Origin of the sequence: Flavobacterium sp. S87F.05.LMB.W.Kidney.N, assembly GCF_004366435.1 — a bacterium.
Classification (GTDB): Bacteria; Bacteroidota; Bacteroidia; order Flavobacteriales; family Flavobacteriaceae; genus Flavobacterium.
The window spans coordinates 1,286,182-1,299,834 of sequence record NZ_SODX01000001.1 but is presented as its reverse complement, the minus strand read 5'-3'; the positions used below and the strand labels follow the sequence as shown (position 1 = coordinate 1,299,834).

Below are 13,653 nucleotides of genomic sequence, written 5' to 3'. Positions count from 1 at the left end.
TTTTGACTAATGTTGTCTATATTTTTCCATCACGAATTTACGAATTACTTTAAATCAAAATTCATAAATTCGTGGCGGAAAAAAATAATCCTTCAAATCTGTGCAATCTGTGGCAAAAAGCCTTTTAAGTGTTCGAAGTATTATTCTTAATCTCCATCACTTCTCTTTTTACTTCAAGAAGCAGTTCTTTCATACTTTCAGTTTCAGATAAGGTTTGTTTTTTATCAGATCGGCCGATGTTGCATTCGTACTCCCAAATCTCTAAAATATCAGAAGCTTTCACTTCATAATTTGGGTAAAAACTATTATCAGATTCCAAAACTAAAGAATTCTTTTTGTTTTTATTGAGACGTTTGTAGACCATACCTTCATTTTTGGTAATCAAGATATAGGTCTTACCATCCATCACCTCTCCTAACCTTTCCACATAACGTCCGATAATAATAGAACCATCTTCGTGTGGCGGCATCGAATCACCTTCTACAGGAAATCCGCGGTGTTTACCAGGCCCTAAAAAAGGAAGCGAAACCTGCTGCAAACTTTCAATGTATTCTGGATCGGCATAACCGTTGAGGTAACCGGCTTTTGCTTTTTGAGATACAATTTCGATATAATTCTCCCCAAAACTATCTACCTGTATGGGTAAAATAAGTCGATTGCCTTCTAGTTTTATTAAATTTTCTACGTTTATTTTACGTATATCGACAGACAATAACAAATCGATACTCATATGAAAATATAAAGCGATTTGCTTTAAAATGTCATACGGCGCTTCGGAAGTTCCATCTTCGTATTTAACGTATCTACCTCTTGTAATTCTTAGGTTTTGGGCTAACTTTTCTTGTGATATTTTATGCTTAACCCTTAATGCTCTGATATTGTCTGAAAATAAGGACATAACTAATTTGTTATAATTTGGAACAGCAAATATACAAAAAATTGTTATCATCTGTGTTAATTTTGTTTCATACAAAAACAAGAAAATGGCAAGGGCAATTGTACACATGGATTTGGATACTTTTTTTGTATCCTGTGAACGACTAACCAACTCAGAATTAAGAGACAAACCTCTTATTATTGGTGGAGGTGATCGTGGCGTTGTAGCCTCTTGTTCTTATGAAGCCCGCAAATTTGGGGTGCGTTCTGCAATGCCTATTCAAATGGCGCTAAAACTTTGTCCAGATGCAAAAGTTATGAAAGGCGACATGGAATTGTATTCACAATTATCGCACGATGTTACTCAAATTCTTCAGGAAAAAGCACCCGTTTTAGAAAAAGCCAGTATCGATGAATTTTATCTGGATATTACTGGAATGGATAAATTTCACGGAAGCTATAAATGGACAGATGAATTGGCAAAATCTGTAATAAAAGAAACTGGACTGCCTATTAGTTTTTCGCTATCTATTAATAAAACTGTTTCTAAAATTGCAACTGGCGAAGGCAAACCTGTAGGGAATCTCGAAATTCCTGAGCAGGGAGTACAGGCTTTTTTAAATCCATTATCGATTCAAAAAATCCCGATGGTTGGAAATGTCACGTTCCAGCTTTTATCCCGAATTGGTGTTCGTAAAATTCAGACTTTAGCAGAAATGCCTCCTGAGGTTTTACAGCAGATGATTGGAAAAAATGGTTTGGACATCTGGAAAAAGGCCAACGGAATCGACCATACGCCTGTAGAACCTTACAGTGAAAGAAAATCAATTTCTACCGAACATACTTTTTCTCAAGATACAATTGATATTGCCAAACTAAAAAGAGTGCTTTTAGGAATGGTCGAAAAACTGGCTTTTCAGCTTCGGTCGGAACAATGGTTAACCTCAACAGTTACGGTTAAAATACGTTATGCCAATTTTGATACAGAAACCAAACAATACAGAGTAGCTTATACATCAGCAGATCACGTTTTGACCAAAAATGTAATGGAACTTTTTGAAAAATTGTATCAGCGTCGTATGCGTTTACGTTTGATTGGTGTTCGCTTTAGCGGATTAGTTCGCGGTACCTATCAAATTGATCTTTTTGAAGATACTCAGGAAATGCTTTCACTTTATGCTGCTATGGATAAAATGAAAAACCGTTATGGCTTTGACGCCGTAATGCGCTGTGCCGGTGCTTCTTTTAAACCCAATAACAAAGACGAAATTTTAAAACGCAGCAAATAATGTATCTCAATTGTCATTCATATCATTCATTACGTTACGGCACAATTCCTCTTGATAAACTTATCGAGGAGGCCGTTTCTTATGGTGTTAAAGCAATGGCACTTACTGATATTAATACAGTAACGGGAATTTATGATTTTATAAAAGCATGTATTGAAAAAGAGATTAAACCATTGGTCGGAATGGAGTTTCGATGCAGTCATGAGTTTCGATATATCGGTTTGGCTCAAAATGCTGAAGGTTTGGCTGAAATGAATCGTTTTTTAACGAATCATAATTTCAGCGGAGAAAAACTGCCATTAACTGCACCCGAATTCAAATCGGTTTTTGTAATTTATACTTTAGAAAATGCTCCGAAAGTTCTTCGTGAAAATGAATTTATCGGCATTCGTCCCGAAGAAGTTTCAAGACTTTTCACATCAGAACATAAAGATAAAATTTCTAAAATGGTTGTACTGCAATCGGTAACTTTTAGAAATAAAAAAGAATTTAATCTGCATAAAATTCTGCGTGCAATTGATACGAATATTATCTTATCAAAATTAACAGAAGCTGATTATTGCAGAACTTCTGAAAAAATGCTGCCTGTAGAATCGCTGTTACCTTTTTATGAAAAGTATCCTGAAATTATAATTAACACAGAAAAAATTATTAATTCCTGCAATTTTGAATATGATTTTTCTACTCCAAAAAACAAAAAATTCTTTACTACAAGTCGTCAGGAAGATTTAAAAATGCTTACCGACTTGGCTATGAAAGGATTAAAAAGACGTTATGGAAACGAGAATCTAGAAGCAAAAAAGCGTATAGAAAAGGAACTAAAAGTGATCGATGAATTAGAATTCAGCGGTTATTTTTTAATTACTTGGGATATTGTACGCTACAGCAATAGTCAGGGTTTTATGCATATTGGCCGAGGCAGCGGTGCCAATAGTATTATAGCCTATTGTTTAGGCATTACAGATATTTGCCCATTAGAATTGGATTTGTATTTTGAGCGATTTTTAAATTTAAATCGTAAAAGTCCGCCCGATTTTGACATCGATTGGAGCTGGAAAGAGCGTAATATAATTTTAGAATATATTTTTGATAAATATGGCCGCGATCATGTTGCTTTTTGCGGTACCAATGTAGAATTCAAACACCGTTCTATTTTCAGGGAAGTCGGGAAAGTTTTTGGTCTTCCAAAAGAAGAATTAGATATGCTGGCCAAAAATCCAATGGCATTGCAAGAAACTAATTCTATTGTACAGCTGGTTCAGTATTATAGTCTTATGATGAATAAATACCCCAATCAGCGCAGTATGCATGCCTGCGGTATTATTATTTCTGAAGAACCAATCACCAATTATACGCCGTTGGAAATGCCTCCAAAAGGTTTCCCTATCGTACTTTTTGATATGCATATTGCCGAAGAAATTGGTTTCGAAAAATTCGATATTCTAAGTCAGCGCGGCATTGGGCATATCGATGACAGCGTAAAACTAATCGAAAAAAACCGAGGCATAAAAGTAGATATTCGTGACACTTCTATATCTAAAGATGAAGCTGTATGCAATGTTCATTTGGCACAAGGAAAAACCATTGGCTGTTTCTATATCGAAAGTCCCGCAATGCGTGGATTATTGCGCCGTTTAAATTGCGATAATTACAGGATTCTTGTAGCAGCTTCTTCAATTATTCGTCCCGGCGTTGCACAATCTGGAATGATGAAAGAATATATTTTTCGTCATAATAATCCAGATCAATTTCAATATTTTCATGAGGTTTTCAAAGAACATCTTGGCGAAACCTATGGTATTATGGTCTATCAGGAAGATGTGATCAAAATTGCCCAGCATTACGGAGGCGTTCCTGCTGCAGACGGCGATATTCTTCGTCGTGCTATGTCTGGAAAAGGGCGTTCTAAAGAAGCGCTTCAAAAAGTAAAAGATAATTTCTTTGCTTCCTGTGCCCAAAAAGGACATCCTGAAGGGCTTAGTCAGGAAATTTACCGCCAGATTGAGTCTTTTGCAGGATTTTCATTTTGTAAAGCGCACTCTGCTTCATATGCGGTAGAAAGTTACCAAAGTTTATATCTCAAGATCAATTATCCTGTCGAATTTATGACAGCGGTTATTAATAATCAAGGCGGATTTTACAGAACAGAAGTTTATGTACACGAAGCACGTATGTCTGGAGCAACAATACTTAATCCGTGTGTGAATAAAAGTGAATATCAAACTACGGTTTATGGAAATGATATTTATCTAGGTTTTATGCATCTGCAGGGCTTAGAATCGAAAATAGCAAATTTGATCGAATCGGATCGTGAGAAAAATGGTGATTTTCTTTCTTTGGAGGATTTTATTAACCGTATTCCAATTGGCATTGAAAGTATTAAAATTTTGATTTTTATAGATGCTTTTCGCTTTACAGGAAAAACCAAGAATCAGCTTCTCGTTATTGCAAGTTTACTTTTAAATAATTTTAAACCAGAAAACAGAAGTTTGATGCTTTTACAAGAACCCGTTAAAGAATATAAGCTTCCAACTTTAGATCGTTCTGTTTTTGAAGATGCTTTTGATGAAATCGAGCTTTTGAGTTTTCCTGTATCCTGTACCGTTTTTGATTTATTACAAACCAAATACCGCGGCGATGTTATGGCAAAAGATCTTGTCTCGCATCATAAAAAACAGGTTCGAATGCTGGCTTATTTAATTGCCCGAAAACAGGTTCCTACCAAAAAAGGAAATATGTATTTTGGAACTTGGATTGATCATGAAGGCTCTTATTTTGACACGGCGCATTTTCCTGATAGTCTCGCGCAGCATCCTTTTCAGGGCGGAGGCTGTTATTTGCTTTTAGGAAATGTAGAAGTCGATTATCACTTTCCAACCATAACGATCCTCAAAATGGCCAAGATGCCTTTTATCCCCGATCCTCGTTATATGGATGCAAAAGATCAGTTTAAAACACAGCGATTAATTAAGGAGGATGTTAGTCCTACGCATCGCGAACCTTATCCGCAGGGACATGAAATTAATCTGCCGAGACATCGAATGAAATTTTAGCATTAAAATAACAAATGAAGAAATAGATTTTACGTTATATAAAGATGAGAAATACGGAATATGCCATAGTCGATATTGAAACCACAGGCGGGAATGCCAGTGGCAGCCGCATTACAGAAATTGCCATTATTATTCATGATGGTAAAAATGTAATTGACCGTTATGAAACGCTTGTAAACCCCGAAAAAGAAATACCACTTTCTATTTTTGGTTTAACAGGGATTAATAACGAAATGGTGGCCAATGCACCTATTTTTGATGATATTTCGGAGAAAGTACTTGAAATGCTTACCGATCGTATTTTCGTCGCGCATAACGTCAACTTCGATTATTCATTTGTTCGTCATCAATTGGAACAAGCTGGTTTTAAATGGACTGCCAGAAAATTGTGCACCGTTCGCGCAGCACGAAAAATTAAACCAGGATTGGGATCATATAGTTTGGGAAATCTCTGCAACTCCTTAAATATATGTTTAGAAAACAGGCACCGCGCCGGCGGAGATGCAGATGCTACTGCTATATTATTTTCTTTATTATTGGAATGGGATGATGCTGGCGAGATCAACAAAATGATCAAAAAAACATCTGAAGACCAGCGTTTGCCACCAAATTTACCTCCAGAAGATTTTAGTAATTTACCCGAAAAGCCAGGAGTTTATTATTTTTATAATCAGCAGAAAAAAGTGATTTATGTTGGAAAAGCGATTAACTTAAAAAAGCGCGTCGCTTCTCATTTCAGCGGGCATAAAATTAATTCCCAAAGACAGCATTTTCTGCGTGATATTCACGGAATTTCGTTTGAAGTCTGCGCAACCGAATTAATGGCTTTGTTATTAGAATGTACCGAAATCAAAAAACTCTGGCCAACTTACAACCGAGCATTAAAACGCTTTGAAGCAAAATTTGGAATTTATCAGTATGAAGCAAGAAACGGATATAAATATTTAGCCGTTGGAAAACTAACCAAATTTCAGACTTGCATTCATGAATTTAATAGTTTGTATAACGCTATAAATTTACTGAGAGAGCTCTCTGAACAATTTGAAATTGATCAAAGATTCTGCAAATATTCCAGACCTGAAGATGGGGAGCTTTTTCATCATAATGATATGAAAAGTCTGCCTGATGCCTTGCTTCATAATCAGCAAGTTGATAATGCAATTGATTTTCTGTTAAACAACCGTCCCACTTTTGCCATTATTGATAAAGGGAGAACCAAAGACGAACGCAGCTGTATTTGGATTGAAAATGGCCATTTTTATGGTATGGGACATATTCCAACAGATGTTTCGATTACAGATCCATCAGAAGTAAAAAACTATGTTACGCCCTATAAAAGCAATCAATACATTGTGCATTTGATTTTTGCTTACGCAGAAAAATATCCAGGTAAAGTATTCTTTAAGAAACAGTTCCTTAACCAAGAATAGAATTAAATGCTTAATTATCAGTAAATTTAATATTACAACTAATTAAATGAAACATGAAAATAGCAACCTATAATGTAAACGGAGTTAACGGACGCTTAAATGTATTACTGCGCTGGCTTGAAGAAGCTGCTCCAGATATTGTCTGCCTTCAGGAATTAAAAGCACCACAGGATAAATTTCCGCTTAAAGCGATAAATGATGCGGGTTACAATGCTATTTGGCATGGACAAAAACAATGGAACGGCGTGGCAATTCTTGCCCGTAACATGGAGATTGAAGAAATAACCCGTATTCTTCCAGGTGATGAAGAAGATATCCAAAGTCGTTATGTCGAAGCTTTAATTAACGGAATTGTAATTGCCTGTCTTTATCTCCCAAACGGAAACCCTGCGCCAGGACCAAAACTTGAATATAAACTGAAATGGTTTGATCGCTTGGCCGAGCGTGCAGAAACCCTATTGAAGTTAAAAATTCCCGTAATACTTGTTGGCGACTATAATGTTATGCCAACAGAATTGGATGTTTATAAACCTGAAAAATGGGTAAAAGATGCGCTTTTCCTGCCTGAAGTCAGAAAAGCTTTTGCAACTATTGTTTCGCAGGGATGGACAGATGCTATTCGGAAATTATATCCTGATAAGAAGATTTATACTTTTTGGGATTATTTTAGAAATGCTTATGAACGTGATGCAGGATTGAGAATTGATCATTTTTTACTGAGTCCGCAAATTGCAAAAGAATTGCGCTCTGGCGGTGTTGACCGTCATGTGCGAGGCTGGGAAAAAACAAGCGATCATGCTCCTGTGTGGATTGAAATTGATAAAAAATGAATGCAACAATGACATTATTTAACGACACCGAATTATTTACCCCAGGTTTGGCAGGAAAAAAAGTATTTGACATTCCTGATTCTGAATTGATTTTGATCGATAATTTTTTCACCAAAGAAGAATCTGATCGCTTTTATGAAAGACTGCTCCGTAAAACCAAATGGAGAGAATACGAAATGGAAATTTACGATAAAATCTACACCGTTCCCAGAATGATTGCCTGGTATGAAGACAAGGATAATCCAGGAGCAGATCCAAAAGGTCCGGACTGGAATTACGAATTATTGACTATTAGAGGCCGCGTAGAGAAAGAAACACAGCTTGATTTTAATACCGTTCTGCTTAATTTATACCGAGATGGAAATGACGGTGTGGGCTGGCATAGCGACAAAGAACACAATACTGGACCAAACCCGATTATTGCATCGGTTACTTTTGGTGAAACTAGAATGTTCAGGCTTCGTCATAAATTCAACAAAGACATTCCGCAGGTTGAAATCCCGCTGCATCATGGCTCTTTTTTATTGATGTCCGGAACAACAAATAGCTTTTGGCAGCACCAAGTTCCGAAAACCGCGCGAGATGTTTTACCAAGAATCAATTTAACATTTAGGCAAACCCGCCGAAATGTGTAAGTTATTAGTAACTAAAAATGAGCCAGTTTTTTGGCTCAATAACGAAGAGGAAAATTCTGTCGAAAAAAGTTAAATTACTGATTGTATGAACGTTTTATTAGGCAGACCCTATCTTTTTTAGTATTTTTGCAACCTTTTTTTAAATACAATACCGTAATGGCATATTCAAACAATGATTTAGCGCGCTTCTTAGATGCGCAAAACAAACTTTATCTTACCGCTCTTTCTGAAATCAGTAAAGGGAAAAAGGAAACACACTGGATGTGGTTTATTTTTCCCCAAATTAAAGGTTTAGGAAAAAGCGATACTGCAATTCTTTACGCCATTAATGATTTAAAAGAAGCATCTGATTATTTAGAACATCCAATTCTAGGAAAACATTTAATCGAGATTTCAGAGCTTTTATTAACCTTCAAAAGAAAATCTGCAGACGGAATTTTTGGCGATTTAGACGCTCGAAAATTACGTTCTTGCATGACTTTGTTTTCTTTAGTAGAAAATACAAATCCGATATTTAACGAAATTCTGGATGCTTTTTTCTCTGGAGAATGCGACCCACTGACTTTGTCTATTATTAATTCAACTATAAAATCATCTACTGAGCCTTCTATTGTATAATTTACAATACTCATAGATTTTTTACATTTTAAAGACACTACAATTGCGTAGTGTCTTTTTTATTTTAAAGCCAAAAAATATCAAGAAGTAAAGTTTTATATTTGATAGCCTTTTAAGTTTTATCTTGCATTATCCTAAAATTCAATATCATGAACGAGAAAATTAAAACTTTACAAGTTATTCATCTTGCTATTTGTGCCGGAACAGTTCTTGCTTATTACTTTTTAGGAGAGCTTTCAATTGAAAAATTAGACATTCCAACAATAGATTCAACATCTCTAGTTTATGTATCTATACCTGTCCTCGCTTTCGTTTTTAGCAGTTTTTTATTCAAATCACAATTAAAACAAATCGATCCAAAATTCAAAGCGGAAGAAAAAATGCGAATTTATCAAGCAGCATCTATTATGCGATGGGCAGTTTTAGAAGGCGCAGCTTTTTTAATATTACTTTTAAAACCAGATTTTGTATTATTCGGAATACTTATTATTATATATATAATTTTCCTGAGACCAACAGAAGAAAGAATTAACAACGATCTATCAGATTCTTAAATAGAATTTACTCAAAAAAGAACGCCCTGTGAAGTACACAAGGCGTTCTTTTTTATATTGGATTTTACAACTTGAACTAACTATTCTTTCGGCTTTGTTAAATAATAAACTGGAATACCCGTCAGCATAATTAAAACTCCCCAGCCGCAGGTAGAGAATTTTGTGATTAGCAAAGAGATACAAATTGCTGCTGCCGTAATAATATACAACATTGGCAAAAACGGATATCCAAAAGCTTTGTAAGGCCTTTCTACATCTGGCATTTTTTTGCGTAAAATGAAGATTCCGTAGATTGTTAAAATGTAAAAAATCAAAACAATGATGATTACAAAATCTAGTAAATCACCATATTTACCTGTCAAACATAAAGCCGAAGCCCAAACACACTGCGCCCAAAGTGCCCAAGCTGGAACACTAGAACTATTTAAAACAGCCGCTTTTTTAAAAAACAATCCATCGTTTGCCATTGTGTAATAAACCCTTGCTCCTGCCATAATTAATCCGTTGTTACAGGCAAAAGTCGAAATCATAATCATGATTGCAATAATCAGTGTTCCAATGTTCCCGAAAATATATTGTGACGCTACAACCGCGACACGATCAGATTTTGCTGTTGCAATTTCGTCTAACGGAATCACTGCCAAATACATAATATTTGTTAAAACATAAATAATCGTTACAATAAAAGTTCCTAAAAACAAACTGAAACCCACATTACGTTTAGGATTTTTAATTTCACCAGCAATAAAAGTTACACCGTTCCAGGCATCGCTAGAAAATAAAGATCCAACCATTGCTGCAGAAATTCCAGTTATTAAAGCTGATCCTCCAATTGGGAGCCATGATCCAGTTTCTTTGTCAAATGCACGAGTATTCCATCCATCTGCCCAGTTTGCATCCCAAACAGAAGCTTTTGCTGCAAGCGTTAATCCAAAAACTATTAATCCCAGCAATGATAAAATCTTAATAATCGTTAAAACTGTTTGCAGAATTTTTCCGTTTTTGACACCTCGGCTATTGATGTAAGTCAATAAAACAATTGTAAAAATAGAAACTAACTGCGCAGCATTAAGTTTAAAAGAACCTAACTCATAAAGAATATTTTCATCACTAAAAGGTTCATACAAATAAGCAGCAAATTTCGAAAAAGCTACTCCCACCGCTGCAATTGTTCCAGTTTGAATCACAGCAAAAAAACTCCAGCCGTACAAAAAGGCAATTAATTTATTATAAGCTTCTTTTAAGTATACATATTGGCCTCCCGCTTTTGGGAACATTGCACTTAATTCACCATAACTTACGGCAGCAATAATGGTAATCAATCCAGAGATCAGCCAAATTAAAGTCAGCCATCCAGCAGATCCTACTTGTCTGGCGATATCGGCGCTAACAATAAATATCCCAGATCCGATCATAGAACCCACAACAAGCATGGTTCCGTCTAATAATCCGAGTTCTCTTTTAAAATGTTCTTGGTCGTTTTCTTGCATTTTTATTGGTTTAGGGTTGGTTAAAGATATACTTTTTTTAGAAATTTTAGATTTTAGAAAATAAATCGCAAATACGTTTTGCATTCTAAAAGAAAAATAAAATTACAACAAAATATTTTTTGTAGTATTTTTACGCATTATTTATAAAAATTTAAAGTATGAATTTATTTAGTAATTCTGTTGTAATCTTAACAGGAGCTGACGGTGACATAGGAAAAGCTTTCATAGAAGAGTTATTAAATCAAAATGTAAGGAAAATATATATTACAGGAATAAATATAGAAAAACTATCTGCTCTTGCATCTCTACATCCTAACAATTTATTTCCATTTCTTTTAGATGTAACAGATAGTAATCAAATCAAAGATTTTTGCTCTAACCACACAGATATTAACATATTAATTAATAATGCTGGAATAGAGTTGAAATCTAATTTTTTGAATTTAAAAGCTCATGAATATGCTAAACTAGAAATGAATATAAATTATATTGGAGTTGTAAATCTCACCAACGAATTAATCCCTACTCTAAAATCAAATTCAAATGCAGCTATAATTAATATTTTATCAATTGCAAGTCTTTATGTTATTAAAAGATTATCAACGTATTGTGCATCAAAAACGGCAGCACATATTTTTACGCAATTAATCAGAGAAGATTTAGCAGAAGATAATATTAAAGTATTTGGAATATATCCTGGTTATGTCGATTCAAAAATGTCTTCAGACGTAGAATATAATAAAATTTCACCTCAAGCATTAGTCAAAAATATCTGCAATGATATAAATTTAGATTTCTATGATGTATTTCCAGACCCAATGTCTATTGCATTTAAAAATAGTAATAAATTAACTATAGATTATATATAAGTATTTTGTAAATGGTTGTAGTCATTTTTGGCATGACCTTAAAGCTATTTCAAATTTATAAATTAAGATAAAAAATAACTTTTCCAATATTTTCTCTAAACTGCAAGCTTCACAACTTGCAGTTTTTTTTATAAATAAATTTCATCCTTACGCTTTCCCGTAAACATTTACGATTTCAAGTATTTATATTTGATCGACTAATCAAAATAAACCAAAATCTAAAAAATCAATTTATGGAAACCAGTGCAACAAGTTCATTAGAAATTTCAAGTCAGTTTTACAATTATGCTGCTGACTTGATGGTAAATCAAGAGAAATCTGCTTCTGAAACCAAAAATGCTTTGATCTCACAAGGCCTTACTCCAGAAAATGCAGCATTTGTTGTTGAGAATATCGAAGGTCAAATAGAAGAAGCAAAAAATGATAAAGCTAGAAAAGACATGATTTATGGAGCTTTATGGTTTGCTGGCGGTACTATTTTGACTCTTTCAAATATTGGCTTTATTTTTTGGGGAGCTATTTTATTTGGCGGTATTCAATTTTTTAGAGGATTGATAAATTTAAATTCTTAACTTTAATTCAGCATTTCAAAATTATTCTCTCATTTTTCAAAACTCAAAAAACATGAAAAAAATTACTTTTTTGCTTTTATTCTTTTTTGCTTCGTTAAACACATTTGCCCAAGATATTACAGGTGATTGGAAAGGAGTTTTGAAAGTGCCAGGCGCAGAACTTAATCTTGTTTTGCATGTGACAAAAACTGAAAATGGTTTTAGCGCCACTTTAGACAGTCCAGATCAAAAAGCATTTGGACTTCCAGTGACAACAACAACATTCGCAAATTCAACCCTCAAATTTACTGTAGAAAATTTAGCGGTAGAATATGAAGGCGTTCTGGATAAAGATCAGGTTATAACTGGAACTTTCAAACAAATGGGACAAGCGATCCCATTAATTTTAAAACGTTAGCAATACTATATTTTAAATAAACTGATTATGACTTGGGATCCAAAAAAATACAACGAGTTCAAAGAAGAACGTTCGAAACCTTTTTTGGATCTTACAAGTCATATTGTTGATAAACCAAACCTAAAAGTTATCGATTTAGGATGCGGCACAGGCGAACTCACAAAAAAACTGTCCGAAAAACTTACTAATCCAATTGTATTGGGTATCGATAATTCTGCTGAAATGTTGGCAAAAGCTCCCTTAGGATCGCATCTTAACTTTGAAAAAAGAACAATTTTAGAACAGCTCGAAAATGAAACCAAATGGGATTTAATTTTTTCTAATGCGGCATTGCAGTGGATTGATAATCACAATGAACTTTTTAAAAAAATTATTTCTCGTATAAATCCAGGCGGTCAATTAGCTGTTCAAATGCCACAGCAAAACGAAAATATTCTTAACAAAATACTTTTAAACCTAGTTCAAGAAGAACCATTTTCATCTTACTTGAATAATTGGACACGTCCTTCTCCGGTATTAACTCTAGATGAATATGCTAAAATTCTTTTTGAAAATAACTGCAAAGATTTGGTTCTTTACGAAAAAGTATATCCCTTAATTTCTGCTAATAAAAACGATTTTTTCGATTTTATTTCTGGCTCTGCATTAACAGTTTATCAGGAACGTTTAAAACCAAATGAATTTGAAGAATTGTCAAATGAATTTAAAAAAAGAATCGATACCTATTTTCCAGTTGTCCCTTCTATTTATGCTTTTAGACGATTGATTATATATGGTAAGTTTTAATTAAATTCTTGGATTCAAAAAGCATAATTTTTTCTCTACTTTTAATTTAACGATTATTCAAAAATCATTAAACAAAAAATCATTTACAATTGATTGCTCAAGGGTTTTAATATTCCCTTTGTAAACTCATTTTATCTTCTCAGAAAAACAATTCATTCTTATATGAAAATTAAATACAAAAACACAAAAACCTAGAAAACAAATAATTAAGCAAAAGCAAACCTTGATTTTATATTCTTTTGGACAGTTATTTT

13 protein-coding genes are annotated in these 13,653 nt (G+C 34.1%); 11 read left to right on the top strand and 2 right to left on the bottom strand.

The features are described 5' to 3' along the window. Nucleotides 1-124: 124 nt before the first annotated feature. Nucleotides 125-898 carry an XRE family transcriptional regulator gene (locus tag EDB96_RS05710; RefSeq protein ID WP_134139672.1) on the bottom strand — a complete coding sequence of 258 codons (774 nt, stop codon included), beginning with the start codon at nucleotides 896-898 and terminating at the stop codon, nucleotides 125-127. Nucleotides 899-983: 85 nt separating this feature from the next. Here EDB96_RS05710 and dinB point away from each other — a divergent pair, with 85 nt between their 5' ends. The 7 genes from dinB (at nucleotide 984) to EDB96_RS05675 (ending at nucleotide 9,285) form a co-directional block, all read left to right on the top strand. Continuing rightward, nucleotides 984-2,165 (top strand): DNA polymerase IV, encoded by a 1,182-nt coding sequence (gene dinB / locus EDB96_RS05705; protein WP_134139610.1) that lies wholly within the window; start codon nucleotides 984-986, stop codon nucleotides 2,163-2,165. Continuing rightward, complete coding sequence (locus tag EDB96_RS05700) at nucleotides 2,165-5,218, top strand: DNA polymerase III subunit alpha (protein ID WP_134139609.1); 3,054 nt, start codon at nucleotides 2,165-2,167, stop codon at nucleotides 5,216-5,218. Before dinB ends, EDB96_RS05700 begins: the two co-directional genes overlap by 1 nt. 44 nt (nucleotides 5,219-5,262) lie before the next feature. Beyond that, a complete protein-coding gene (locus EDB96_RS05695; RefSeq protein ID WP_057117035.1) occupies nucleotides 5,263-6,648 on the top strand; it encodes an exonuclease domain-containing protein in 1,386 nt (461 codons plus the stop codon). Nucleotides 6,649-6,701: 53 nt separating this feature from the next. After that, the gene (gene xth / locus EDB96_RS05690; RefSeq protein WP_134139608.1) at nucleotides 6,702-7,478 is read left to right on the top strand and encodes an exodeoxyribonuclease III; all 777 of its coding nucleotides are present in this window, start codon (nucleotides 6,702-6,704) and stop codon (nucleotides 7,476-7,478) included. A gap of 8 nt (nucleotides 7,479-7,486) precedes the next feature. Then, nucleotides 7,487-8,113: an alpha-ketoglutarate-dependent dioxygenase AlkB family protein gene (locus tag EDB96_RS05685; RefSeq protein WP_134139671.1), complete on the top strand. Its 627-nt coding sequence runs from the start codon at nucleotides 7,487-7,489 to the stop codon at nucleotides 8,111-8,113. A 156-nt stretch (nucleotides 8,114-8,269) separates the two neighbouring features. Then, nucleotides 8,270-8,731: a DUF1810 domain-containing protein gene (locus tag EDB96_RS05680; protein ID WP_057117037.1), complete on the top strand. Its 462-nt coding sequence runs from the start codon at nucleotides 8,270-8,272 to the stop codon at nucleotides 8,729-8,731. A gap of 149 nt (nucleotides 8,732-8,880) precedes the next feature. After that, nucleotides 8,881-9,285, top strand: a complete 405-nt coding sequence (locus EDB96_RS05675) for an MFS transporter (RefSeq protein ID WP_134139606.1) — start codon at nucleotides 8,881-8,883, stop codon at nucleotides 9,283-9,285. An 80-nt stretch (nucleotides 9,286-9,365) separates the two neighbouring features. Here the strand turns inward: EDB96_RS05675 and EDB96_RS05670 are convergent, their stop codons facing one another. Further along, nucleotides 9,366-10,775: an APC family permease gene (locus tag EDB96_RS05670; protein WP_134139605.1), complete on the bottom strand. Its 1,410-nt coding sequence runs from the start codon at nucleotides 10,773-10,775 to the stop codon at nucleotides 9,366-9,368. A gap of 158 nt (nucleotides 10,776-10,933) precedes the next feature. Between EDB96_RS05670 and EDB96_RS05665 the strand changes: the two genes are divergently transcribed. From EDB96_RS05665 to EDB96_RS05650, 4 genes are all read left to right on the top strand, one after another. Beyond that, the gene (locus EDB96_RS05665; protein WP_134139604.1) at nucleotides 10,934-11,644 is read left to right on the top strand and encodes an SDR family NAD(P)-dependent oxidoreductase; all 711 of its coding nucleotides are present in this window, start codon (nucleotides 10,934-10,936) and stop codon (nucleotides 11,642-11,644) included. 233 nt (nucleotides 11,645-11,877) lie between these two features. Next, nucleotides 11,878-12,216, top strand: a complete 339-nt coding sequence (locus tag EDB96_RS05660; RefSeq protein WP_057117040.1) for a hypothetical protein — start codon at nucleotides 11,878-11,880, stop codon at nucleotides 12,214-12,216. Between the two features lie 52 nt (nucleotides 12,217-12,268). Further along, complete coding sequence (locus tag EDB96_RS05655) at nucleotides 12,269-12,613, top strand: hypothetical protein (RefSeq protein ID WP_134139603.1); 345 nt, start codon at nucleotides 12,269-12,271, stop codon at nucleotides 12,611-12,613. Nucleotides 12,614-12,640: 27 nt separating this feature from the next. Then, nucleotides 12,641-13,399: a methyltransferase domain-containing protein gene (locus EDB96_RS05650; RefSeq protein ID WP_134139601.1), complete on the top strand. Its 759-nt coding sequence runs from the start codon at nucleotides 12,641-12,643 to the stop codon at nucleotides 13,397-13,399. Nucleotides 13,400-13,653 lie beyond the last annotated feature (254 nt).

What these genes read in the sequence shown, in the direction of transcription:
- EDB96_RS05710 (WP_134139672.1), bottom strand. Translation starts at nt 898, where the DNA reads ATGTCCTTATTTTCAGACAATATCAGAGCATTAAGGGTTAAGCATAAA.
- dinB (WP_134139610.1), top strand. Translation starts at nt 984, where the DNA reads ATGGCAAGGGCAATTGTACACATGGATTTGGATACTTTTTTTGTATCC.
- EDB96_RS05700 (WP_134139609.1), top strand. Translation starts at nt 2,165, where the DNA reads ATGTATCTCAATTGTCATTCATATCATTCATTACGTTACGGCACAATT.
- EDB96_RS05695 (WP_057117035.1), top strand. Translation starts at nt 5,263, where the DNA reads ATGAGAAATACGGAATATGCCATAGTCGATATTGAAACCACAGGCGGG.
- xth (WP_134139608.1), top strand. Translation starts at nt 6,702, where the DNA reads ATGAAAATAGCAACCTATAATGTAAACGGAGTTAACGGACGCTTAAAT.
- EDB96_RS05685 (WP_134139671.1), top strand. Translation starts at nt 7,487, where the DNA reads ATGACATTATTTAACGACACCGAATTATTTACCCCAGGTTTGGCAGGA.
- EDB96_RS05680 (WP_057117037.1), top strand. Translation starts at nt 8,270, where the DNA reads ATGGCATATTCAAACAATGATTTAGCGCGCTTCTTAGATGCGCAAAAC.
- EDB96_RS05675 (WP_134139606.1), top strand. Translation starts at nt 8,881, where the DNA reads ATGAACGAGAAAATTAAAACTTTACAAGTTATTCATCTTGCTATTTGT.
- EDB96_RS05670 (WP_134139605.1), bottom strand. Translation starts at nt 10,775, where the DNA reads ATGCAAGAAAACGACCAAGAACATTTTAAAAGAGAACTCGGATTATTA.
- EDB96_RS05665 (WP_134139604.1), top strand. Translation starts at nt 10,934, where the DNA reads ATGAATTTATTTAGTAATTCTGTTGTAATCTTAACAGGAGCTGACGGT.
- EDB96_RS05660 (WP_057117040.1), top strand. Translation starts at nt 11,878, where the DNA reads ATGGAAACCAGTGCAACAAGTTCATTAGAAATTTCAAGTCAGTTTTAC.
- EDB96_RS05655 (WP_134139603.1), top strand. Translation starts at nt 12,269, where the DNA reads ATGAAAAAAATTACTTTTTTGCTTTTATTCTTTTTTGCTTCGTTAAAC.
- EDB96_RS05650 (WP_134139601.1), top strand. Translation starts at nt 12,641, where the DNA reads ATGACTTGGGATCCAAAAAAATACAACGAGTTCAAAGAAGAACGTTCG.